Raw genomic sequence first — 21,087 nt, 5'->3', positions numbered from 1 at the left:
AAGTATCCATGAAGTGGCATGGCCTTTCATATGACGGGAGCTGGCGATGGTGAAGAAATTGAAGGAATTGGCGGAAGACAAGGAATTGGCGAACGCCGTGCGCTCGTCGGCACAGCAGATATGGCAAGCGGGCCTGGGCGCCTTCGCCAAGGCGCAGGAAGAGGGGGGACGCGTGTTTTCCCGGCTGGTGAAGGAAGGCACGGAATTCCAGAAGCGCGCCGAAGACAAGGTTTCCGGCGTGAGCGACAGTGTCAGCAAGCTGGCCGATGGCGTGGGCAAGCAGGCCAGCGGCTCCTGGGACAAGCTGGAACAGGTGTTTGAAGAGCGTGTCGCGCGCGCCCTGGCCACCATCGGCGTGCCCACGCAACAGGATATTTCCGCACTGCATGCGCAGATCGACGCCTTGAGCCGGCAAGTGGCGGCGCTGTCGGCCCAGGCCGCGCCGGCGCCCAAGCCGAAGGCCGCGGCCAAGCCCGCCGTGAAGGCGGCGCCGAAAATTGCACCGAAAACTGCGCCGAAAGCGGCCGTCGCCAAGGCCCCGGCCAAGCCGGCAGCCCGGAGCGCGCCGCGCGCCGCGGCCAAGCCGGCGAGCAAAGCGGCGAGCAAGCCGGCGGCGAGACCGGCGGCGAAGAAAAAAGCGCCGGCCGCCTGAGCCGGCGCCGCATCCCTCCAGCCTGCGCGAGCAGGCTTTTTCTTGCCCGGGCTTTTCGCCGGCGCCCGGGGGCGGAGTGTTTCATTACAGCTATCTTAGGTGGTATGCTTGAGGCAGAACACAGAGAGATTGCCCGCCATGCTACAAAAAGCACCACGCCGTACCCGCGAACGCATCCTGGAGTTGTCGCTGCGCCTGTTCAATGAGTTTGGTGAGCCGAATATCACGACGACCGTGATTGCGGAAGAGATGAACATTTCGCCCGGCAACCTGTATTACCACTTCCGTAACAAGGACGACATCGTCAATTCCATCTTCGTCCAGTTCGAGGCGGAAATCGAACGCATCCTGACCGTGCCCGACGGGCGCCGCTCGAATATCGAGGATGTCTGGCTGTATTTGCACCTGATGTTCGAACTGATCTGGCGCTACCGCTTCTTCTATCGCGACCTCAACGATTTGCTGTCGCGCAACCGCAAGCTGGAATTGCACTTCAAGCTGATCCTGGCGCACAAGATCAAGGTGGCCACGCAGCTGTGCGAAGACTTGCGCAGCGAACAGTCGCTGGAAGCGTCGGACATGGAAGTGGCCGCGATGGCGACGAATATGGTGGTCGTCGCCACCTACTGGCTGTCGTACGAATATGTGCGCAACCCGCGCAAGTACAGCGAGCAGCAATCGATGTCCGACGCGCTGGCGCGCGGCTGTTACCAGGTGCTGTCCCTGATCGGGCCGTATTTACGCAATGAAACGCATTTGCTGTTTCGCAAACTGTCGGAAGAGTATGTGACAAAACTCAAGAACGACTGACGCGACTGCTGGCGCCACGTCGTCATTTACAGGAGAGATATATGGCTTGGAAACAATTTCCTTATCCGGACGAAGCATATGTCTACACCCCGCAAACCCTGGAAGCGGCCTGGGCGCGCCTGCATGCGGGCGATGTGGAACCCTTTCCCACGCACCCGGCGCTGGTGCAGGCGTGGCTGGCCTTCCATGCGGGCGACTTCGAGCGGGCCGTGAAACTGGGCCTGGCTGTCGGCGTGCCCGGCTATGCGGTGGCGCACAAGGCGACCTGCATCTATGCCACGCACCTGGAAGTGGATGACAGCCGGAAACTCGACATGTACGAGGAAGTGGCGGAGCGCTGCGAACGCCAGCAGAGCGAGCAGCCGGACAATCCGGCCGGCTACTACTGGCACGCCTACAGCCTGGGCCGCTATGCGTTGGGCACGTCCGTCGTCAAGGCCCTGGCGCAGGGCATGGGCGCGCGCGTGCGCAATAGCCTGGACCGCACGATGACGGTGGCGCCCATGCATGCGGAAGCGCATATCGCGTTTGGGATTTATCATACGGAAATTATCGACAAGGTCGGCGCCATGATAGGCGGCCTGACCTACGGCGCCAACAAGGAAGATGGCTACCAGCACTTCAAGACGGCGCTGGCCCTGACGCCGTATTCGGCGCTGGCGCACAGCGAATATGCGCGCGCCTTGAATATGCTGGACGGAAAGAAAAAGCTGGCGGAAGCGCTGGCCCTGTATGAAAAGGCGGCCGAGTGCGTGGCACTGGACGCCAAGGAGCGCCTCGAGGTCGAGGCGGCGATCGATGAATTGAAAGGGTAGGGAATACTGTGATCAAGGCTTTATGTGTGTATTGCGGCGCCAACGCGGGCGTCTCGCCGGACTATGCCGTGGCGGCGCGCGAACTGGCGCGCGTGCTGGTGGCGGAAAATATCTCGCTCGTGTATGGCGGCGGCAAGGTGGGACTGATGGGCGTGATCGCCGATGAAGTGCTGCGCCTGGGCGGCGAGGTGACGGGCGTGATTCCCACCCAACTGGTCGAGCGCGAAGTGGGCCACACGGGCTTGACGCGGCAGTTCATCGTGAAGGACATGCACGAGCGCAAGGCGATGATGGCCAGCCTGTCCGACGCCTTCATCGCCATGCCCGGCGGCTATGGCACCCTGGAAGAGCTGTTCGAGATGCTCACCTGGGCGCAGCTGGGCTTGCACGCCAAGCCCATCGGCTTGCTCAATGTCGACCGTTTTTATGACGGCTTGATCGCTTTCGTGCAAAACGGCAAGGAGCAGGGCTTCATCCGCCCGCAGCACGCGGCGTTCCTGAACGCCGATGCCGATCCTGCGGCCCTGGTGCAGCGGTTGAAGGATAGTGCGCCGTAAATCTTCTTTGTGAAGTCTCATCCAGAGCCATGCATTGTGAAATGCATGGCTTTTTTATTTCTGTGCGGGAAAATTGATCAAGATCAATTAATTAATTAATATAAATATAGCTAGAATGTTTCCACACAGGCATGTTTTTTTGAAAATGAAGATGCTTTTTATGTATGAATGTGTTCTACTGCAATTGTTCAAAAGACAGGCATGTCGGACACCCAGCGAGGCGCCTCCCGTTTCCCGCTACGACGCCTAGATATTGCAAGTTGCCACAACCTCGCTACTTCATCATCTTGAAAGGATACTATTGTGAAACCAATGACTCTCTTGCGCGCGACTGCCGTCGCCGCCATTCTCGCCGCCGGCGGCGCCCACGCACAAACCACCGTCATCGGCTTCGATGCGCTGGAACACCCTGGCATCCTCGGCTCCGTCTTCGATTCCTATTCCGAAGGCGGCTACGATTTCGACAGCAGCTTCCTGGGCCTGTTGAGTTCCGCACATCAAAGCAACTTTGCCTATGCCGGCTCGGCCGGTCTTGGCGCCACCGTGCTGACGACGACAACCTTGAGCCGTACCGATGGCGCCGCTTTCTCGCTGAGCTCGATCCGCCTGGCTGATTTCGTGAGCTTGCCTGGCCCTTACGACGTGACGTTCTTCGGCCATCAGGTGGGCGGCGGCACGGTGACCCAGACCTTCAGCCTCGATGGCAGCCATAACTTCAGCGATTACACGTTCACGGGTTTCAATAACCTGCTGTCGGCAACGTGGCAGGAGGGCGCCTTGCACACCTTCCAGGTCGACAATATCGCCGCCAGCGTGAGCGCCGTGCCGGAACCGGCCACCTACGGCATGATGCTGGGCGGACTGGGCCTGCTGGCCTTCCTGCGCCGCCGCAAGAACGCCGCCTGAGCCTGAGCACGCTGCCGGTCCCGCCGGCACATGCGTCATGAGCCCCCCGTCTTGCCGGGCGGCTACTCTGACCCACACCAACAATGCCGCCCAATGGATGCCCGGGGCGGCATTGTTATGTGGATGTCATGACCACAGGCGCTGGCCGGACAGGTCGAGCTGGGTCAGGTACAGGCGCACGTCGAATTCGTACTGGTGGTATTGCGGTTCCATATATGTGCACAGCTTGTAGAACGCCTTGTCATGCTGCTTTTCCTTCACGTGCGCCAGTTCGTGCACGGCGATCATGCGCAGGAATTCCAGCGGCACTTCCTTGAACATGGTGGCCACGCGGATTTCATGCTTGGCCTTGAGCTTGCCACCTTGCACGCGCGAGATCGAGGTATGCAAGCCCAGCGCGTGCTGGATCACATGGATCTTGCTGTCGAACGCCACCTTGTTGATGGGGTCGGCATTGCGCAGGAATTCATTCTTCAAGTCCTGTACATACTGGTATAAAGCCTTGTCGTTGCGTACATCGTGCGCGTTCGGATAGCGTTTCAACAGGACGTCGCCCAGCTTGTCTTGCGCGATCAGTTGCTGCACTTGCGCTTGCGTTTGTTCGGAATAGGCGCTCAGGTATTTCAGGGATGGCTGCATGCGGGGAAGGGCGGGGCGTGGCGCGGAGGTGTCGGTAAGGCGAGAATGTACCATACCGCCGCCCCCCGCGCTGCGCCAGCCCTTGCACGGGGCTGCCTGGGCTGCCAGGGCCGCCCCTGCCTACCTGCATCAGGCCGCGCGCCGCAGGGGCAGCCCGGCGGCCTGTCCCGCTCAGCCCGCTCCGCCTGCTCCACCCTTGTCGTCCTCGTCCTTGCCGCCTTGCCGGCCAGTGCGGCCCTGCTCGGTGCCGCTGCTGCGCGTGGCCGTGCCGCTGCTGCGCGTGGCCGTGCCGCTGCGGCTTTCATTGGCGCGCTGGGCCGATTGCCGGCTTTCGCCGCCCTTGCGGCCGATTTCCGCCATGTGTTCGCGGTTGCGGCTGACGGCTTCGCCGCCTTTCTGTCCGGCCCGGCGCGCTTCTTCCGAGTCGAATTCATGCGCCGTGCCCTTTTGATGGGCTGCCTGGCCGCCCTTGCTGGCGATTTCGCGTTGCTGTTCCTCGTTCATGGCGGCGAAACCGCGCTTGCTCGGGCCTTTGCCGCTGCCCGATTCGCCGGCTTTCTGGCTGCTGCCAGCGCCTTTGCCCTGTTCATTACCTTGATTGCTAGCCATGTCGCTCTCCTTGCTGTCGAGTGGGGTCAAGTGGTCAATTCAAGTGCTCAATGCGCCTGATCGGATTGCCTGCCGGTATCGCGGCTGCGGCCGGCGCCATTGCTGGGGGCCGTGGCGTGCATCTTTTCGATCATTTCACGCTGGCGCTGCGTGGCTTTTTCCGTTTCCTCGGCCGTCTTGCGCACCACTTCGTCAGCGAAGGCTACGGCCGTGCGCCTCGCTTCGGGCAGGTGGTTCTCTGCCGTGCGGTTCATTTCGACATTGGCGTTGGCGACGAGGTTGCCGAGCTGCTGCTGGTACTGCTGCAGCTTGTTGCTGCTCGGCTGCAACTGGGCCGCGGCCAGCGACATGAACTCGCCCGTGTCGCGCGCGCACAGCAGTTGCTGGCTGGCGCTGCTCCATTCCTGCAGCAAGTCTTGCGCCAGCCGCAGATGCAGCTCGCTCAGTTGCTGCGCCGTATCGACCAGCTTGCGCGATAGTTCCGTGGCGAAATTGCACTGGGCCTCCAGGTGGGACTTCAGGGCAGGGCTGAAACTGGGGGAAATACTGTTTGTGAACATGTTCTACCTCAATGAAAAACGGATCCAGGAAACACCCGGTGCACCGGATGCGGCGTATGGTGAAACAAGCAAAGGGATAGACGCCGGATGGCGTGCCAGGTTCCACGCCAGTGGCCCGTTTGGCGGGGGAATGGCGCCTGGCAGGCGGAAAAATGCGATGACTTTGTGTTAGATCAAATGAACGTGAATCGGCCTGCCGCTGCCGGCAGCCACGTTGCTTGTGTGGAAAATGCGGGTTGACTGGCCTGGCCGTGCGACAATAGTCGGCTCGCGGCAGCGCAGCCGATGGCCGGCGCGCGTGGCTGAGCCGAGCATAGCCCACTTTTTTTGCTTTATTCCGCGACCATGACGCATCCCGAATACATCCTGACCCTGTCCTGCCTGGACCAGCGCGGCATCGTGCACCGCGTGTCCGGCTTCCTGGCCGAACGCGGCTGCAACATCCTCGATTCCGCCCAGTTCGGCGACCAGGAATCCCAGCTGTTCTTCATGCGCGTGCATTTCGCGCTGGAAGACGGCGCCGTCAGCGACGCCCAGTTGCGCAGCGACTTCGCCGACCTGTCGCAAGCCATGCAGTTGAACGGCCCCTTCCACGGCCAGCTGCACGATGCGCGCGTCAAGCCGCGCGTCATGCTGATGGTGTCGAAGATCGGCCATTGCCTGAACGATTTGCTGTTCCGCTACAAGAGCGGCTTGCTGAACGTGGAAATTCCCGCCATCGTGTCGAACCACATGGAGTTCTACCAGCTGGCGGCCAGCTACAATATTCCGTTCCACCACCTGCCGCTGGCCACCGGCGCGCCGGAAGCGGCCAAGCTGGCGCAGGAAGCGAAGATCATCGACTTGATGGACACGCACAAGATCGACCTGGTGGTACTGGCGCGCTACATGCAGATCCTGTCGCCAGGCCTGTGCCAGGCGCTCGACGGCCGCGCCATCAATATCCACCATTCCTTCCTGCCCAGCTTCAAGGGCGCCAAGCCGTATGCGCAGGCGCATCACCGCGGCGTCAAGCTGATCGGCGCGACGGCCCATTTCGTCACGGGCGACCTGGATGAAGGCCCGATCATCGAGCAGGACGTCGAGCGCGTCGACCATGCGATGGATGCGGAAACCCTGACGGCCATCGGCCGCGACGTCGAGTGCGTGGTGCTGGCGCGCGCCGTGAAATGGTTCGTCGAGCACCGCATCCTGAAAAATGGCGACAAGACCGTGGTTTTCCGCTGATACCGACTTCACTATTTACTTTACCGAGACAGAAACACGATGGCCCTCAAAGCAACAATTTTCAAAGCCGATCTGCAGATCGCCGACATGGACCGCAATTACTACCAGGATCACGCGCTGACCCTGGCACGCCACCCGTCCGAAACGGACGAGCGCATGATGGTGCGCCTGCTGGCGTTCGCCATCCACGCCGACGAGGCGCTGACGTTTACCAAGGGCCTGTTCGACACGGAAGAGCCCGACCTGTGGCAGAAAGACTTGACGGGCGCCATCCAGCTGTGGATCGAAGTGGGCCAGCCGGACGAAAAGCGCATCCTGAAGGCGTGCGGCCGTTCGGAACAGGTCATCGTCTACAGCTATGGCGCAACCAGCCACATCTGGTGGAAGCAGATCGCGAACAAGCTGGAACGGGCGAAGAACTTGACCGTGATCAACTTGCCGTCGGAAGCGGCGCAAGACATGAGCAAGCTGGCGCAGCGCACGATGCAGCTGCAATGCACGATCCAGGATGGCCAGATCTGGCTGACGGACAGCGTCAATACGGTCCTGATCGACCGCGAACCGGTGAAGCCGGCCCGCTGATGTAGCCTGTCTGAAACGCAAAAAGCCCGGATCGCTCCGGGCTTTTGTCATTGCGGGGGCTTAATTCGGCGCCGCGCCCAGCCGCTTGATGCTGCTCGAACGCTGCATGCTGCGGCTGATGCGCGGGTCGCCGTAGTAGCTCACTTCGCCCGAGCCGCCGATGCTGATGGTCAAGTCATCCTTGGCCCACACTTGCGCCTCGCCCGAGCCGCCGATGCTCACCTGCACGTCGCGCGCGGCCAGCTTGCCCGCCTGGATATTGCCCGAGCCGCCGATGGAGGCCGTCAGTTGCTCCGTCTTGCCGCTGGCCTTGAAGTTGCCGCTGCCGCCGATGGCGATGGAAACCTGGCGGCTGTCGAGGTCGCGCGCGTGGATGGAGCCGGAGCCGCCCACGTCGAAGCGCAGATTCTCGCCGCGCAAGCCCGTGGCCGTGATGTTGCCCGAGCCGCCCACGCTGATGCGTTCCACCTGACGCGCCTGGATGACGATGTTCAGGCTGCTCTGGCGGAAGTTGGCGTTGCGCTTGGCGGGGCGGATGCGCAAGGTGCCGTTTTCCACCGCCGTCTCGATCAGCGGCAGGATATTGTCGTCGGCCTCGATGGTGATGCTGTCCGTGTTGCCGATACGCAATTCGACCGTGCCCGGCACGTTCAGCGCCACGGCATGGAAATTGCCCACTTCGCGCGTCTGCTTTTGCAGCTTGCCGCTGCCCTGGATGCTGTTGCCGGAAATCCAGTCGAGCGGCGAGGCCAGCGCCGGCACGGCCGGGAGGGCCAGCGCGCAGGCGGCCAGCAGCAGGACGGTGGCGGCGCGGGCACGGCGTGGGTGGAAAAGTGTCGGTGTCATTCTTGCTCCCTGTTTGGAATTGGTATACTTGCATGGTATGCCAGCCGGCCGCGCCTGCGTAGTGCGCTGCGACAGACTGCACCGGCAGCGGCATGGAATGCAGGAGGATGCGACAGGATGGCATGAGGTATCATGCCGGTATTGGATATACGACGACCGGCACGCGCCGGTCACACTACTGGAATTACATGCTGATCATCACCATCAAACAGGGCAAGGAAAAGAGCTTGCTGGGCCAATCGTGGATTTACGCGTCCGCGATTGAAAAAGTCGAAGGCAAGCCGCAGGAAAAAATGAAGCCCGGCTCGACGGCCATCGTGCAAAGCTCATCGAAGCAATTCATCGCCCGCGCCGCCTACAATTCGAAGTCGCAGATCCGCGCGCGCATCTGGAGCTTCAAGGAAGACGAACCGGTCGACCACGCGCTGATCAAGCGCCGCGTCAAGGCCGCCATCGAGAAAAAATTATCTGCCATCAAGAAGGCGGGCGAAAACCAGCTGTTGACCCTGATCAAGGGCGAAGACGAGGGCTTGCCCGGCCTGGTGGTGCAGCTGTTCGGCGGCGTGCAAGGCTACCTGATCTGCGAATTCAATGCGGGCGGCGTCGATGCGTGGAAAGTGGCCATCGTGCAATCGCTGATGGCGTCCACGGGCTGCGCCAACGTGTACGAGCGCTGCGACGACCTGATGCGCAAGGGCGAAGGCTTGCCCCTGATCGACGGCGCCCTGGCCGGCGAAGAGCCGCCCGATGAAGTCATGCTGACGGACAACGGCGTGCGTTATGCGCTGGACCTGAAGACGGGTCACAAGAGCAAGTTCCGCTGAGAACGGCTGTTTGACGTGAAAAAACCGGCGCTGGCCGGTTTTTTTCGTATGCGCGCCGGCAAAACGTTCAGGGCAAGGAGATGCAACGCCGCCATGGACGTTTTTCAGGCGCGCTACTCCAGCGGCACGCTGCGGTATTTATTGACTTCCAGGGCCGACACGGCCGGCGCGTCATTGCCCCACGAGGCGCGCAGGTACGTGACCACGGCCGCCACTTCCGCGTCATCCATGACGGGGCCGAACGGCGGCATGCCGTAGGGGCGCGGGTTGCCTTTTGTCCCGGGCGCGAAGCCGCCGTTGAGCACGAGCCGGATGGCGTTGACGGCCGACTCCGTCGTCAGCGCGCGGTTGCCGGCCAGCGGCGGGTAGCCGGGCGGCACGCCCTTGCCGTCGGCCAGGTGGCAGCTTGCGCATTGCGCCTCATACAGTTTCGCGCCCAGCGCTAGTTGCTGCCGGGCTTGCTCTGACGTGTCGCGCGGCGCCCGTTGCGCGGGCTGCGCGGGGCCGGGCAGGCTTTTCAGGTAGACGGCCATCGCTTGCACGTCGGCATTGCTCATGTGCTGCAAGCTTTGCCGCACGACTTCCGCCATGGGGCCGAAGACGGTGGCGCGCGGTGACACGCCCGTTTGCAGCAATTCCACGATATGCGCCGTGTCCCAGTCGCCCAGGCCCGCTTCCGCATCCGACGTCAGCGACGGCGCATACCAGCCCAGCACGGGAATCAGGCCGCCCGACAGGCCGTCGTCGCTGCCGCCCAGGGTCGTGCGGCTGCTATGGCAGGCGCTGCAGTGGCCCAGGCCCTGCACCAGGTAGGCGCCGCGGTTCCATTCCATGCTTTTGTCCGTCAGCGGCTGGTACACGCCCGGCTTGAAATACAGGGCGCGCCAGGCGGCCAGCGCGATCTGCTGGTTGTAGGGGAAGCGCAGCGCGTGCGGTGCGTTTGCTTGCCGGTGCGGCGGCACGCTCTGGAAGTAGGCGTACAGGGCGTCGCTATCCTCGCGCCGCACCTTGGTGTAGCTGGTGTAGGGAAAGGCCGGATACAGCAGCCGGCCATCCTTCGACTTGCCGTTGTGGATCGCGCGCCAGAAATCGTCGGCCGTCCAGCTGCCGATCCCTGTTTCCCTATCGGCCGTGATGTTGGGCGAAAGCACCTTGCCGAACGGCGTCTGCAAGGCCCGGCCGCCTGCGTAGGGCACGCCGCCGCGCGTCGTGTGGCAAGCCATGCAGTCGCCCGCCTTGGCCAGGTAGGCGCCGCGCGCGACCAGCTGTTCCTGGCTCAGGGTGCTGGCGGTGGCCGGCGGTCCCACGTCGTCCGCCGGCCACAGCAGGAATTTGGCGCCGGCTGCGCCGATGGCGACGATGGCGGCCGCGAATATCCATTTTTTCATGGCGCCACCTGCGCGCCGGAGCCTGGCACGCCACCGCAATGCAGCGGCAAGGGCAGGGCGATGTTTTCCGCGGGACGCGCGTCGGCGCTGGCCACTTGCGTGCCCAGCCAGGCCGAGACGGCGCCCACGTCCGCATCCGACAGGCGCTGCGCCACTTGCGCCATGCAGTCTGGCGCGTGGGCGCGGCGGATGCCGTTCTTCCACGCGCCCAGCTGGGCGTTGATATAGTCGCGCGGCAAGCCCAGCAAGCCGGGGATGGCGGGCGCCACGCCGGCCAGCTGCTGGCCATGGCAGGCGATACAGGCGGGAATCTTCTTGCCGGCATCGCCATGCAGCACCAGCTGCTTGCCCCGCGCCAGGGCCGTCGTGCCGGCGCTGCTGGGCTGGGCCGGCGGCGGGGCAGGGTGCTGTGCCGCAAAATAGTCGGCAATTTCGCGCAAGTAATCGTCAGGCAAGTGTTCCACCATATAGTTCATCATCGGATACTGGCGCCGTCCCTCGCGAAAGTTCAGCAGCTGGTTGTACAGGTAGCCGGCCGGCTTGCCCGCGATGCGGGGAAAGAAGGCGTCGTGGCGTTCCTTTTGCGCATGACAGGCCGTGCACGCCTTGATGCGCTGTTCCAGGCTGTCGTGGCTGGCGGAAATGCTGGCGGGCGCGGCCAGCGCCATGCCGGGCAGTGCGACGGCCAGAGCCAGGGTCAGCACCGGCACGAGGGGGGAATGCAGTAGCATGGAGAGTTGCATGGAAAAGTAACCTGTCTCGTCGGTCGATTATGGCGTGCCGGTGTTGCTGCCCGGATGTTGTTACCCTAGCATATAACGGGTGCTGTCACTGTGACAGGATCAGTTGTGCAATAAAACTACGGATCAGTTTGAGGAGCAGGGTTGAAACGATATGAGGAATTGGCGGAAGAAGTCGCCGCCATGATCAGCACGCAGCTGTTGTTGCCTGGTGATAAGTTGCCTTCCGTGCGCCAGCAGCATGCGCGCAGGGGCGTGAGCCCGTCGACGGTGTTCCAGGCCTATTATTTGCTCGAAGCGCGCGGCATGATCGTCTCGCGGCCCCGCTCCGGTTACTACGTGGCGCCGCAGCGCGCCGCGCTGGCCCCCGAGCCGGACAGTTCCCGCCCGCTCGACGCCAGCACCACGGTCGATGTCAGCGACCTTGTGTTCGAAGTACTGGGCGCCGTCGGCGCGCGCGATATCGTGCCTTTCGGCTCGGCGTTTCCCAGCCCGCATCTGTTTCCGATGGAAAAGCTGGCGCGGGCCGTGTCGGCCAGCATGCGCCGCCTCGACCCGTGGAGCACGGTCACGGATCTATCGCTGGGCAATGCCGAACTGCGCCGCCAGATCGCCCTGCGCTACCAGCTCGACGGGGTGCTTGTTTCCAGCGACGACATCGTCATCACGAATGGCGCGCTGGAAGCGCTGAACCTGTGCCTGCAAGCCGTCACGCGGCCCGGCGACACGGTGCTGATCGAGTCGCCCAGCTTCTATGCGTGTTTGCAGGCGCTGGAGCGGCTGGAACTCAAGGCCGTGGAAATTGCCACCAGCCCCCGCGACGGCGTCGACCTGGCGGCGCTCGAGGAATTGCTGCTGCGCCACCGGCCCAAGGCGTGCTGGCTGATGACGAATTTCCAGAATCCCCTGGGCAGCCTGATGTCGCCGGAAAAGAAGCGCGCGCTGGTCGAACTGCTGGCGCGCCATGGCGTGCCGCTGATCGAGGATGACGTGTATGGCGAGTTGTATTTCGGCAAGCAGCGCCCCGGCTTGACGAAAAGCCATGACAGCGCGGGTCTGGTGATGCATTGCAGTTCGTTTTCCAAGACCCTGGCGCCCGGCTTTCGCCTGGGCTGGGCCGTGGCGGGCCGCTACGCGCGCCAGGTCGAGCGCCTGAAGCTGACGACCAGCCTGTCTGCGCCCATCCCGCTGCAGATGGCGCTGGCCGATTACCTGGCGGCAGGCGGCTACGACCGCCATTTGCGCCAGCTGCGCCTGACCCTGGCGGCGCAGCAAAATACCATGCTGCAAGCCATCGCCGTGCATTTTCCGCCCGGCACAAGGGTTACGCGGCCGCAGGGCGGTTATTTCGTCTGGGTGGAGATGCCTGCCGGTATCGACGCGCTGGCCTTGCACCGCAGCGCGCTGGCGGCCGGCATCAGCATCGCGCCCGGCCCCATTTTTTCCGCCACGCGCGCGTTTCGCCACTGCATCCGCCTCAATTACGGCCACCCGTGGAACGCGCAACTGGAAGAAGCCATCGCCACCTTGGGGCGGCTGGCGCTGGCGGCGGTATAGCGGCGAAAAAAAAAGTCCCTTGCGGCAGCAAGTGTTCCATTCCAAAAAGAAATATTACTGTTATATTGATGTATCTATAACTAATGATGGGAATCATAATGGATAACACGCAGCCGGAAGTGGGTCGTACACAAGATACGACGATCGCCATTCTGTCCCACGTTGGCGGCCTGTTCACCAGCTGGGTGGCGCCGCTGATCATTTATTTGATCAAGAAAGATGATGCGGATAAATTCTCGGCCGAGAACGCCCGCGAAGCGCTGAATTTCCAGATCACCCTGATCATCTGGTATTTCGCCTGCTTCATCCTGTCGTTCGTGCTGATCGGCCTGTTCCTGTTCTGGATCGTGGCGCTGGCCAACCTGGTGTGCTCGATCGTCGCGGCCGTCAAGGCCAGCAATGGCGCCACTTACCGCTATCCCTTGACCTTGCGCCTCGTCAAATAAGGCTGTGCCGGCCGCCGGGTGTCAGCCCGGGCGGCCGGGCAGCGCGAGGAATGCGGCAAAGCCGGGCGCCACCGCGGTGGTGGCGCCTGTTTCGTGCGACCACAGCACGACCACGGGTTCGCCCGATGGCCCCGTTTGCGCATAATCAAAACAGTAGTAATCGCCCGTGCCGAACTGGGCGAAGGGCAGCAGGCTGCCGGCCTCGTCGCCTGTCCCCGCATTCTCCAGCCATTCCTGCCAGCCTTCGCGGTAATGGCGTGCTATCGATTCCCACGTCTTGCGCGCATTGGCCGCGTCGTAGACGGGAAACACGCTCAAGGCGCCCAGCGCGCGGCCATTGTTCTCCAATAACCATTGCACATGGGATGCGGGCAGCTGCCGCCCCAGCGCCTGTTCGGCGGCGGCGATCGCGTCAAGCGTGGTGCCGATGGACTTGTTCTTGCTCATGCTGCAGGAAGGCGCGCCGGCTCAGGCGGCGATAGGCGGCGGGGCTGGCGGCGTGCTGGCGCGCGGGGCTTTTTGCGGCGCGACCTTGCCGCCGTCGGCGATCCAGCGGCGGTACACGCGCAGGGCCACTTGCGCATCGTCGGCCGCATACAGGATCTGCTTTTCCGTCAGGCGCGACGTGGCCCAGTTGGTGGTGGAAATCTTTTTCGATTTCTGCAGGTGCAGGCCGAAGAACTTGGCCACGGCCGTCTTCGCGCCCAGGTCGTTGCGCTGGCCGCCGCGCAGGGCGACGGACAGGTCGAGCACCTGGGCCGGAGCGATGCCCAGCTTGTTGCGCAGGCGCTTGACGTCGTCGGACAGGCCGAAGCCCACCTTCAGGGTGGTGGTCGATTCGAGGATGGCCTTGAGTTCGGCCAGGGCAGGCGCCGGCGTGCTGCCCACCTGGAACAGGTAGGCGATGTCGTCGGTGGCCAGCTGGATCAGGTGCGGTCCCGTGGAGGATTCGCCCTTCACAAAGGTCGGCTTCGATTCCGTATCGAAGCCGATGGCGTCCGCTGCCAGCAGGGCGGCCATGGCCGCCTGCGCATCATCGCTGGTGCGTACCAGCTTGACGTGGTCGAGTGCAATGCCTTGATAGGGGGGCAGTGGCGGTGCGGCAGCTGTGTCCATGAAACCGGATCAGCCTTTGCGCGAGAATTTCGCGGTCAGCTGATTCAGTTTTTCCAGGCGCAAACGGTTCGCTTCTTCGGCGGCCGCGGCATCGCGTTCGGCTTTCTTGCGCTCGGCTTCCTTCTTGAAGCGCTGCTGCAATACTTGCGTGGCGTGGTCGCGGTGGGTTTGCGTCACTTCCGCGCCGGCGGTGCCGTCGAGGTCGTAGCGTACCTTGGCTTTTTCCATCACGCGCAGGTAGCGCAGCGAACCCGTGTGGATGCCCAGCGCCGTGCGCATCAGCTTGCGGTCCAGGTCCGGCAGGCGCGCGAGGATCTGCTTGTCGATACCGATCGACAAGGGCAGGCAATCGCGGAATGGCGGGAATTGCTCCTGGAACTGTTTCAGCAGCGCGCGCGCGGTCAGGCCGGCAGGCGCCGGCGTGGTCGCTGCGGCCGGTGCCGCCGCAGGGGCTGCATCGACTGGCGTGTCAGGAGTGGTGGCTTGCTGGTCTGGCGTGGAGCTGGTCATCGACATCATTGGTTGGGCTATAAAAGGGGAGCATAGCACGCGCCACAGGCAAGTGCATTGTCTTTTTTGGCAACTTGACCTGCGATAAGCGGGTTCGCACTACAGCCGGCACAGCGCGAAATACGGGAAATGTGTATAATGTCGGCTTGCGCTGATGACTGGACCCTGTTTTTGAAGGTCTGGCTCAGGTGTGCAGGGGATAGGAGCAGTGCGGCGCAGGGCCACCATTATTGATATTTTTGATATCGGTTATTCCACTTATCAATTATTCAGATAACGGGCCTTCGTGCATAATCTTGCTCTCCGCTGTGTCTTCACTGAACAACAATAGATTCAAGCCCGTTCTGGTACGGGCTTTTTTTCATTCCGCAATGTACATCGCTTATTTATCTGACCCGGCTTCGGCCCCGCGCTCCTCATGCCGGATGCGCGGGCTATGAACGTCACGATAGACAGGCGCCGCTGCCCTTGACGGCAGCCGCAACAATACGCTCCATCGAGTCCGGTTTCGCAGGCTTAGGTGGAATCATTCACTTCGCGCCGACACCATCTGGTCTCGCATTAAGAGATATCTCATGAAGAATACGCCAAAAACTTTAACGTTGTCCGCCAAGGCGCCACGCCCAGCCGCGGCGCCGCTTGCCGTACCCAAAACGACTTTATCTTACTTCATCGATAATGCGCAAGCGAATCCGGAAGCCACCGTCACGACGGCGCCGACCGTCGTCACCGTGGTGAAGAAAAGCCGCTCGCGCCTGGCTGCCGTGCCGCCGGCCGAAACGGTAGCGGAAGCCGCTGTTGCCGCGCCCGTGGCCGACGCCGCCGACGCCGTGGAAGCGGCGCCCGTCAAGACGCCGAGCGTCAAGGTGGCGCCAAGCGCCAAGGCGGCGCCTGCGCCGCGCAAGGTCAGCGAAAGCGCCGCCACGAACAAGGTGGTGACGGCAGCCCGTTCGAAGGTCGTGCGCGCCAAGCCAGAAGCGGCGCCCGTGACCATCATCACCGGCGCGCAAGTGGTCAGCAAGACCACGGACGCCGACGCGCTGGCCGCTATCGATACCTCGAATTACTTCTTGCCGACCGTCAAGGTGCCGGGCCGCCGTGGCCGCAAACCGAGCGAATTCACGCCGGAAAACGACGAAGTGGCAGCACTGAACGCCGTCGAGCGCGCCGAACTGAAGGCCGTCTCGAAAGCGCGCGACCGCAAGGCCAAGGGCGGCCTGGCCGATGCGCTGGGCGATCCGGAAGCATCGGCAGCGGACCTGGAACGCCGCCGCAAGCAGATCACGGGCTTGATCAACATGGGCAAGGAACGCGGTTTCCTCACCTATGCCGAGATCAATGACCAGTTGCCGGAAAACATCATCGATCCGGAAGCGATCGAAGGCATCATCGCCACCTTCAACGACATGGGCATCGCCGTCTACGAGCGCGCCCCTGACGCGGAAAGTCTGTTGTTGACCGACAACGTCGCCACCGTCACCAGCGACGATGAAGTGGAAGCGGCTGCCGCGACCGCCCTGTCGACGGTCGATTCCGATTTCGGCCGCACCACCGACCCCGTGCGCATGTACATGCGTGAAATGGGCGCCGTGGCGCTGCTGACGCGCGAAGGCGAGATCGAGATCGCCAAGCGCATCGAAGGCGGCTTGAAGGACATGATCCAGGCGATTTCCGCTTGCCCGACCACCATCGGCGAAATCGTTGCGCTGTCGCAAAAAATCGCGCGCGACGAAATCAAGGTCGATGAAGTGGTCGACGGCTTCGTCGATTTGAACGAAAGCAATGCCCCGGCGCCTGCCGCTGCCGCCGCGCCCGCCGCCGCCAGCGGTGACGACGAGGAAGAGGAAGAAGAAGCCGAGGAAGAAGACGGCGACGCCAATGGCGGCGCGGCCGGTTTCTCCAGCGAGCAATTGGCCCAGCTGAAAAAGAATGCGTTGGAGAAATTCAACGTCATTTCGACGCAGTACGACAAGATGCGCAAGGCGCCCGAGGGTTACAACTCGAAAGCCTACGTCAAGGCGCAGGAAGCCATTTCGCAGGAATTGCTGGGCATCCGCTTCACGGCCAAGGTCGTCGAAAAGCTGTGCGACACCCTGCGCGGCCAGATGGAAGAAGTGCGCCACATCGAGCGCGCCGTGCTGGAACTGTGCGTGAACAAATGCGGCATGCCGCGCGCCCACTTCATCAAGGTGTTCCCGGGCAATGAATGCGACCTGGAATGGGTCGACCGCGAAGTCGATTGCAAGTATCCGTACAGCGCCATCCTCAGCCGCAACGTGCCTGCCGTCAAGGAACTGCAAAAGAAGATGATCGACCTGCAAGCCCGCGTGGCCCTGCCGCTGGCTGACTTGCGCAAGATCAACAAGCAGATGGCTGCCGGCGAAAAGCGCGCCCGTCACGCGAAACGCGAAATGACGGTCGCCAACTTGCGCCTGGTCATTTCGATCGCCAAGAAATACATCAACCGCGGCTTGCAATTCCTCGACCTGATCCAGGAAGGCAACATCGGTCTGCTGAAGGCTGTCGATAAATTCGAGTACCGCCGCGGCTACAAGTTCTCGACCTACGCCACCTGGTGGATCCGCCAGGCCATCACGCGTTCGATCGCCGACATGGCCCGCACCATCCGCGTGCCGGTGCACATGATCGAAACGATCAACAAGATGAACCGCATCTCGCGCCAGATCATGCAGGAAACGGGCAGCGAGCCGGACCTGGCGACCCTGGCCGTCAAGATGGAAATGCCGGAAAACAAGGTGCGCGAGATCATGAAGATCGCGAAAGAGCCGATTTCCATGGAAACGCCGATGGGCGAAGATGGCGATTCGCAACTGGGCGACTTCATCGAAGACAACACGACCCTGGCGCCGCTGGACGCCGCGCTGCACGCCTCGATGCGCAACGTGATCAAGGAAGTGCTGGACTCCCTGACGCCGCGCGAAGCGAAAGTGCTGCGCATGCGTTACGGCGTGGAAATGTCGAACGACCACACGCTGGAAGAAGTGGGCAAGCAGTTCGACGTGACGCGCGAGCGCATCCGCCAGATCGAAGCGAAAGCCATGAGCAAGCTGCGCCAGCCTTCGCGTTCGGACAAGCTGAAAACCTTCTTGACGCAAAATTAAGTAGTCAGCAGGCAATAAAAAAGAGGCGCAAGCCTCTTTTTTTTCGCCCGTGCCGTGCGCGGCCTTACAGGAAATGCATGCGCTGGCCTGACACGCCGGCGCGGTGACGGCGCTGCAGTTGATACAGCGCCACGCCGCTGGCGGAGATGAGGAAGGTGACGACCAGCCATTCCAGCGGGTTGCGGCGCGGCGGCGGCGGCGACGCTTGCGACGGCACGGCGAAGGCCTGGAATTTATGCCCCGTGTAGATGGCGCCCACCACGAGCCCGGCGTCCGTGATCTTGTTCGTCAGGTACAGGCCGTCGTCGCGGCGGCGCACCGTCATCACGCCTTCCTTGTAGACAAAGGTCATCGGTTCAAAGCCGTTGATGCTGACGCTGCCGACGACGTGTCCGGCCGCGTTGACTGCCGTGGCGTAGCTGTCGCCCTGGCCGATCATGGCGCCCAGGTCGAGCATGCGCTTGCCGTCCCAGGCAAAGGCGTGCCAGCGGCGCTTCTCCGTTTCTGAAGCGCCCACGATCAGGCCTGCGTCATTGATGGCGGTAGCCGAGCTGATGCGTCCGCCGGGCAGGGTGCCGATTTCCTGCATGCCCGTGCCGGGGCGGTAGACGAAGGCGCGGCGGTAGCCATCGCCGCGCTGGGCCGTGCCCACCACCACGCCATGGTTGTTCAGGCCGCTTGCATAGCTGCTGGCGCCGCCCAGGGTGCCCAGGTCTTGCAGGCTGTGGTCGGCTTTCGTGACAAAGGCGTGGAAATCGCCGCCGCTGGTATCGGCATAGCCGGCCACCTGGCCGTCGCGCGCGATGGCCGTGGCATAGCTGCTGGTGCCGCCCAGGGTACCCAGGTCGCGCATGCCGCCCGCCACATCGTAGTGGAAGGCATGCCAGGCGCCACTGGCCGTCTGTGCCGAACCGACCACCACGCCATGGGTATTGATGGCCTTGGTGAAACCTTCATTGCCACCCAGTGTGCCCAGCTCGCGGATGCGGCCATGCTGATACGTGACGGCGCGGCGCCGTCCTTCTTCCTCCATGATGATGCCGGCCACCAGGCCCGCCGGGTTCAGGTCGGACGCGATACTGCCGTTGCCATCCCTCTCGCCAAAGCCGCGTTCGGCATAGATGGCGGCGCTGGCGGTGGGGACGACGGTCAGCAGGCACAGACCGAGCAGTGAGGCATGGAAGCGTAAGAACCGTGGCTGCATGATGGTTTCCTCAAAGAAAAAAACTTACTATACTTTCTTATGTTGAAAATACATACTTAATTTGCTACTGTTTTTGCTAATTTTTGTATTTCATCATGCTCGGCCGGCGCGCCTTTCCTCGCGTGCGGCAGGCGGATGGCCAGCGCCGTGCCCTGGCCCTCCTGGCTGTCGATGCGCAGTTCGCCGCCCAGCGCATGGACGCGTTCGCGTATGCTCTTCAGGCCGAAGGCGGCCTTCTTGCCGTGGGCGTCCGGCTGCATGCCGATGCCGTTGTCGCTGATGCGCAGCACGATGGCATCCGTATCTTGCGCCAGCGCCACTTCCACCTCGCTGGCCTGGGCGTGGCGCACGATGTTCGACAGCGATTCCTGCAGCACGCGGAAGATGGCCGACGTCTGGCGCTGGTCCAGGCCCAGGTCGGGCGCCTCGCTGTCGAGCGAGAGCTGGTAGCGGATGGCGCCGCGGCTTTCCATCTGGCGTATCAGCCATTCGGCTGCCGGGCCCAGGCCCAGCTCCAGGGTGCTGGGATGCAAGTCATTGATGATGGTGCGCACCGAGCGGATGGTGGCGTCGATGGTGTCGAGCACGCGCTGGGCGTGGCGGTGCAGGCGCGGGTGGGTCCTGGCCGTGCGCGCGTGCAGCAGCGACACGTCGATGCGCAGCACCATCAGGTTCTGGCCCAGGTCGTCATGAATGTCGAGCGCGATGCGGCGCCTTTCCTCTTCCTTGATGGTCTGCTGGTGGTCGGTCAGTTCGCGCAGCTGGGCCAGGGTGCGCTGCAGGTTCTCCTCGTTGCGCTTGCTTTCCGTGATGTCGATGCCCATGGCGATGATCATCTGCGGCCGGCCTTGCGCATCGAAGATGGGTTTTTTATGCGTCTGCAGCAGGCGGTTTTCCTGCAGCCGCGCATTCCACACGAGTTCTTCGCGGATCACCACCTGGCGGCTGGCAAACGCTTCCTGGTCCGCCGCGTGGAATGCCTGGGTCTGGTCCGAGGGAAAGTGCTGCACGTCGCGTCCCTCGGCGATATCCTGGAACAGCACGCCCCATTGCTGCTCGCAGGCCTGGTTCATCAGCAGCATGCGCGAATCGGCGTCTTTCAGGAACAGCGACAGGGGCATCATGGAAATGATGTCCTGCAGCCGCTCTTCGCTGCGCGCCAGGGCCGCTTCCGTTTGCGCGCGCATGGCGATTTCCGCGGACAGCTGGAGATTGACGTCGAGCAACTGGGCCGTGCGCAGGGCCACGCGGCTTTCCAGCTCCGCATGGGCGACGGTCAGTGCATGTTCGGCCCGCTTGTGTTCTGTGATGTCGCTGGCCATGACCAGCGCTCCCGTCAGGGTGCCGCGCTGGTCGTACAGGCGGCGTCCGCTGAGCATGGCCCAGCGTTCCGAGCCGTCGCCATGCTGGTAATGCAGTTCTCCCATGCAACTATCCGTCGCCGTCTGGCGCAGCGGACACAGGCGCAGCAAGGTGGCTTCGTCGTGGAATTCGTCCATCGAGTGGTCCAGCAGCTGTTCCGCGGGGACGCCCAGCATGTCGCACAGGCGCTGGTTGACGTGCAGGATGCGGCCGTGCGCATCCGTTTGCCACATGCCGTCCTGCGCCGTTTCGCTCAGGTGCTGGTAGCGCATCAGGCTATCGTCGAGCTGCGCGCGCGTCAGGGCCAGGTGGCTGCGCAGCTTGCGCATCAGCCAGAGGACGGCGACGGCGGCGGCCAGCAGCAGCAGGGCCAGCCAGACATGCTGCCAGAAATCGAGTTCTTGCCAGGCTGCGCCGGCGAACCAGCCCAGCATGATCAGGATGAGGGCGCCGCAAGCGCCACTCAGGGTTTCAATCGACCATTTGCTCATCCGCGTCCCTGGCGTCGTGGTTGGCCGCTGCCGTGCGCCTGGCGCCGGAGAGGGGAAGGTATCCGACGCTAGTGTAATACCAATTGTTGTTTTCTTGAGAATATTTTTCCATTGGGCAAGCAAA

22 protein-coding genes are annotated in these 21,087 nt (G+C 62.8%); 11 read left to right on the top strand and 11 right to left on the bottom strand.

What is annotated here, in order from left to right:
- Positions 1 to 46: 46 nt before the first annotated feature.
- The 5 genes from O0881_RS14960 (at position 47) to O0881_RS14940 (ending at position 3,740) form a co-directional block, all read left to right on the top strand.
- The gene (locus tag O0881_RS14960; RefSeq protein WP_289911949.1) at positions 47 to 652 is read left to right on the top strand and encodes a phasin family protein; all 606 of its coding nucleotides are present in this window, start codon (positions 47 to 49) and stop codon (positions 650 to 652) included.
- A 138-nt stretch (positions 653 to 790) separates the two neighbouring features.
- Complete coding sequence (locus O0881_RS14955) at positions 791 to 1,462, top strand: TetR/AcrR family transcriptional regulator (protein ID WP_034758777.1); 672 nt, start codon at positions 791 to 793, stop codon at positions 1,460 to 1,462.
- Between the two features lie 41 nt (positions 1,463 to 1,503).
- Positions 1,504 to 2,277, top strand: coding sequence for a hypothetical protein (locus O0881_RS14950; RefSeq protein WP_099664834.1), 774 nt, complete (start codon positions 1,504 to 1,506; stop codon positions 2,275 to 2,277).
- A gap of 11 nt (positions 2,278 to 2,288) precedes the next feature.
- Positions 2,289 to 2,834, top strand: coding sequence for a TIGR00730 family Rossman fold protein (locus O0881_RS14945; RefSeq protein ID WP_180278808.1), 546 nt, complete (start codon positions 2,289 to 2,291; stop codon positions 2,832 to 2,834).
- 312 nt (positions 2,835 to 3,146) lie between these two features.
- Positions 3,147 to 3,740: a PEP-CTERM sorting domain-containing protein gene (locus O0881_RS14940; protein ID WP_289912239.1), complete on the top strand. Its 594-nt coding sequence runs from the start codon at positions 3,147 to 3,149 to the stop codon at positions 3,738 to 3,740.
- Between the two features lie 126 nt (positions 3,741 to 3,866).
- Here the strand turns inward: O0881_RS14940 and O0881_RS14935 are convergent, their stop codons facing one another.
- The 3 genes from O0881_RS14935 to O0881_RS14925 form a co-directional block, all read right to left on the bottom strand.
- Positions 3,867 to 4,379 (bottom strand): M48 family metallopeptidase, encoded by a 513-nt coding sequence (locus O0881_RS14935; RefSeq protein WP_289912238.1) that lies wholly within the window; start codon positions 4,377 to 4,379, stop codon positions 3,867 to 3,869.
- Positions 4,380 to 4,550: 171 nt separating this feature from the next.
- Complete coding sequence (locus tag O0881_RS14930; RefSeq protein WP_289911947.1) at positions 4,551 to 4,988, bottom strand: KGG domain-containing protein; 438 nt, start codon at positions 4,986 to 4,988, stop codon at positions 4,551 to 4,553.
- Positions 4,989 to 5,035: 47 nt separating this feature from the next.
- The gene (locus O0881_RS14925) at positions 5,036 to 5,548 is read right to left on the bottom strand and encodes a phasin family protein (RefSeq protein ID WP_099664830.1); all 513 of its coding nucleotides are present in this window, start codon (positions 5,546 to 5,548) and stop codon (positions 5,036 to 5,038) included.
- Between the two features lie 345 nt (positions 5,549 to 5,893).
- On the opposite strand from O0881_RS14925, the gene purU reads away from it, so the two are divergent.
- Together purU and O0881_RS14915 are read left to right on the top strand one after the other, a co-directional pair.
- The gene (purU, locus tag O0881_RS14920) at positions 5,894 to 6,775 is read left to right on the top strand and encodes a formyltetrahydrofolate deformylase (RefSeq protein ID WP_077401742.1); all 882 of its coding nucleotides are present in this window, start codon (positions 5,894 to 5,896) and stop codon (positions 6,773 to 6,775) included.
- A 39-nt stretch (positions 6,776 to 6,814) separates the two neighbouring features.
- The gene (locus O0881_RS14915) at positions 6,815 to 7,357 is read left to right on the top strand and encodes a YaeQ family protein (RefSeq protein ID WP_070291303.1); all 543 of its coding nucleotides are present in this window, start codon (positions 6,815 to 6,817) and stop codon (positions 7,355 to 7,357) included.
- 60 nt (positions 7,358 to 7,417) lie between these two features.
- Here O0881_RS14915 and O0881_RS14910 read toward each other — a convergent pair whose 3' ends face one another.
- On the bottom strand, positions 7,418 to 8,203 hold the full coding sequence (locus O0881_RS14910) for a head GIN domain-containing protein (protein ID WP_289911945.1): 786 nt from the start codon (positions 8,201 to 8,203) through the stop codon (positions 7,418 to 7,420).
- A 188-nt stretch (positions 8,204 to 8,391) separates the two neighbouring features.
- Between O0881_RS14910 and O0881_RS14905 the strand changes: the two genes are divergently transcribed.
- Positions 8,392 to 9,027, top strand: coding sequence for an SAM-dependent methyltransferase (locus tag O0881_RS14905; RefSeq protein ID WP_152253319.1), 636 nt, complete (start codon positions 8,392 to 8,394; stop codon positions 9,025 to 9,027).
- 113 nt (positions 9,028 to 9,140) lie between these two features.
- Here the strand turns inward: O0881_RS14905 and O0881_RS14900 are convergent, their stop codons facing one another.
- Together O0881_RS14900 and O0881_RS14895 are read right to left on the bottom strand one after the other, a co-directional pair.
- Positions 9,141 to 10,415, bottom strand: a complete 1,275-nt coding sequence (locus O0881_RS14900; protein WP_289911942.1) for a cytochrome c — start codon at positions 10,413 to 10,415, stop codon at positions 9,141 to 9,143.
- Entirely contained in the window at positions 10,412 to 11,083 is a 672-nt protein-coding gene (locus O0881_RS14895) for a c-type cytochrome (RefSeq protein WP_289912237.1), read from the bottom strand. Before O0881_RS14895 ends, O0881_RS14900 begins: the two co-directional genes overlap by 4 nt.
- 216 nt (positions 11,084 to 11,299) lie before the next feature.
- Here O0881_RS14895 and O0881_RS14890 point away from each other — a divergent pair, with 216 nt between their 5' ends.
- Together O0881_RS14890 and O0881_RS14885 are read left to right on the top strand one after the other, a co-directional pair.
- A complete protein-coding gene (locus O0881_RS14890) occupies positions 11,300 to 12,712 on the top strand; it encodes a PLP-dependent aminotransferase family protein (RefSeq protein ID WP_289911941.1) in 1,413 nt (470 codons plus the stop codon).
- A 98-nt stretch (positions 12,713 to 12,810) separates the two neighbouring features.
- On the top strand, positions 12,811 to 13,158 hold the full coding sequence (locus O0881_RS14885; RefSeq protein ID WP_289911940.1) for a DUF4870 domain-containing protein: 348 nt from the start codon (positions 12,811 to 12,813) through the stop codon (positions 13,156 to 13,158).
- Between the two features lie 21 nt (positions 13,159 to 13,179).
- Here O0881_RS14885 and O0881_RS14880 read toward each other — a convergent pair whose 3' ends face one another.
- From O0881_RS14880 to O0881_RS14870, 3 genes are read right to left on the bottom strand one after another with little or no spacing between them, the layout of a single operon-like run.
- Positions 13,180 to 13,605, bottom strand: a complete 426-nt coding sequence (locus O0881_RS14880) for an SMI1/KNR4 family protein (RefSeq protein WP_289911938.1) — start codon at positions 13,603 to 13,605, stop codon at positions 13,180 to 13,182.
- A gap of 21 nt (positions 13,606 to 13,626) precedes the next feature.
- On the bottom strand, positions 13,627 to 14,274 hold the full coding sequence (locus O0881_RS14875; RefSeq protein WP_077401767.1) for a 3'-5' exonuclease: 648 nt from the start codon (positions 14,272 to 14,274) through the stop codon (positions 13,627 to 13,629).
- Positions 14,275 to 14,283: 9 nt separating this feature from the next.
- Positions 14,284 to 14,793 carry a ProQ/FINO family protein gene (locus O0881_RS14870; RefSeq protein ID WP_034758713.1) on the bottom strand — a complete coding sequence of 170 codons (510 nt, stop codon included), beginning with the start codon at positions 14,791 to 14,793 and terminating at the stop codon, positions 14,284 to 14,286.
- A 566-nt stretch (positions 14,794 to 15,359) separates the two neighbouring features.
- Here O0881_RS14870 and rpoD point away from each other — a divergent pair.
- A complete protein-coding gene (gene rpoD / locus O0881_RS14865) occupies positions 15,360 to 17,906 on the top strand; it encodes an RNA polymerase sigma factor RpoD (RefSeq protein ID WP_099664823.1) in 2,547 nt (848 codons plus the stop codon).
- A 64-nt stretch (positions 17,907 to 17,970) separates the two neighbouring features.
- Here the strand turns inward: rpoD and O0881_RS14860 are convergent, their stop codons facing one another.
- Both O0881_RS14860 and O0881_RS14855 read right to left on the bottom strand, forming a co-directional pair.
- Entirely contained in the window at positions 17,971 to 19,110 is a 1,140-nt protein-coding gene (locus tag O0881_RS14860; protein WP_289911937.1) for an HAF repeat-containing protein, read from the bottom strand.
- Positions 19,111 to 19,166: 56 nt separating this feature from the next.
- A complete protein-coding gene (locus O0881_RS14855) occupies positions 19,167 to 20,963 on the bottom strand; it encodes a PAS domain S-box protein (protein WP_289911935.1) in 1,797 nt (598 codons plus the stop codon).
- Positions 20,964 to 21,087 lie beyond the last annotated feature (124 nt).

It is taken from the genome of Janthinobacterium sp. SUN100, from assembly GCF_030397705.1.
Classification (GTDB): domain Bacteria; phylum Pseudomonadota; class Gammaproteobacteria; order Burkholderiales; family Burkholderiaceae_D; genus Janthinobacterium; species Janthinobacterium kumbetense.
Note: the sequence above shows the minus strand (reverse complement) of the source record. Positions and strands in the feature narration are given on the sequence as shown.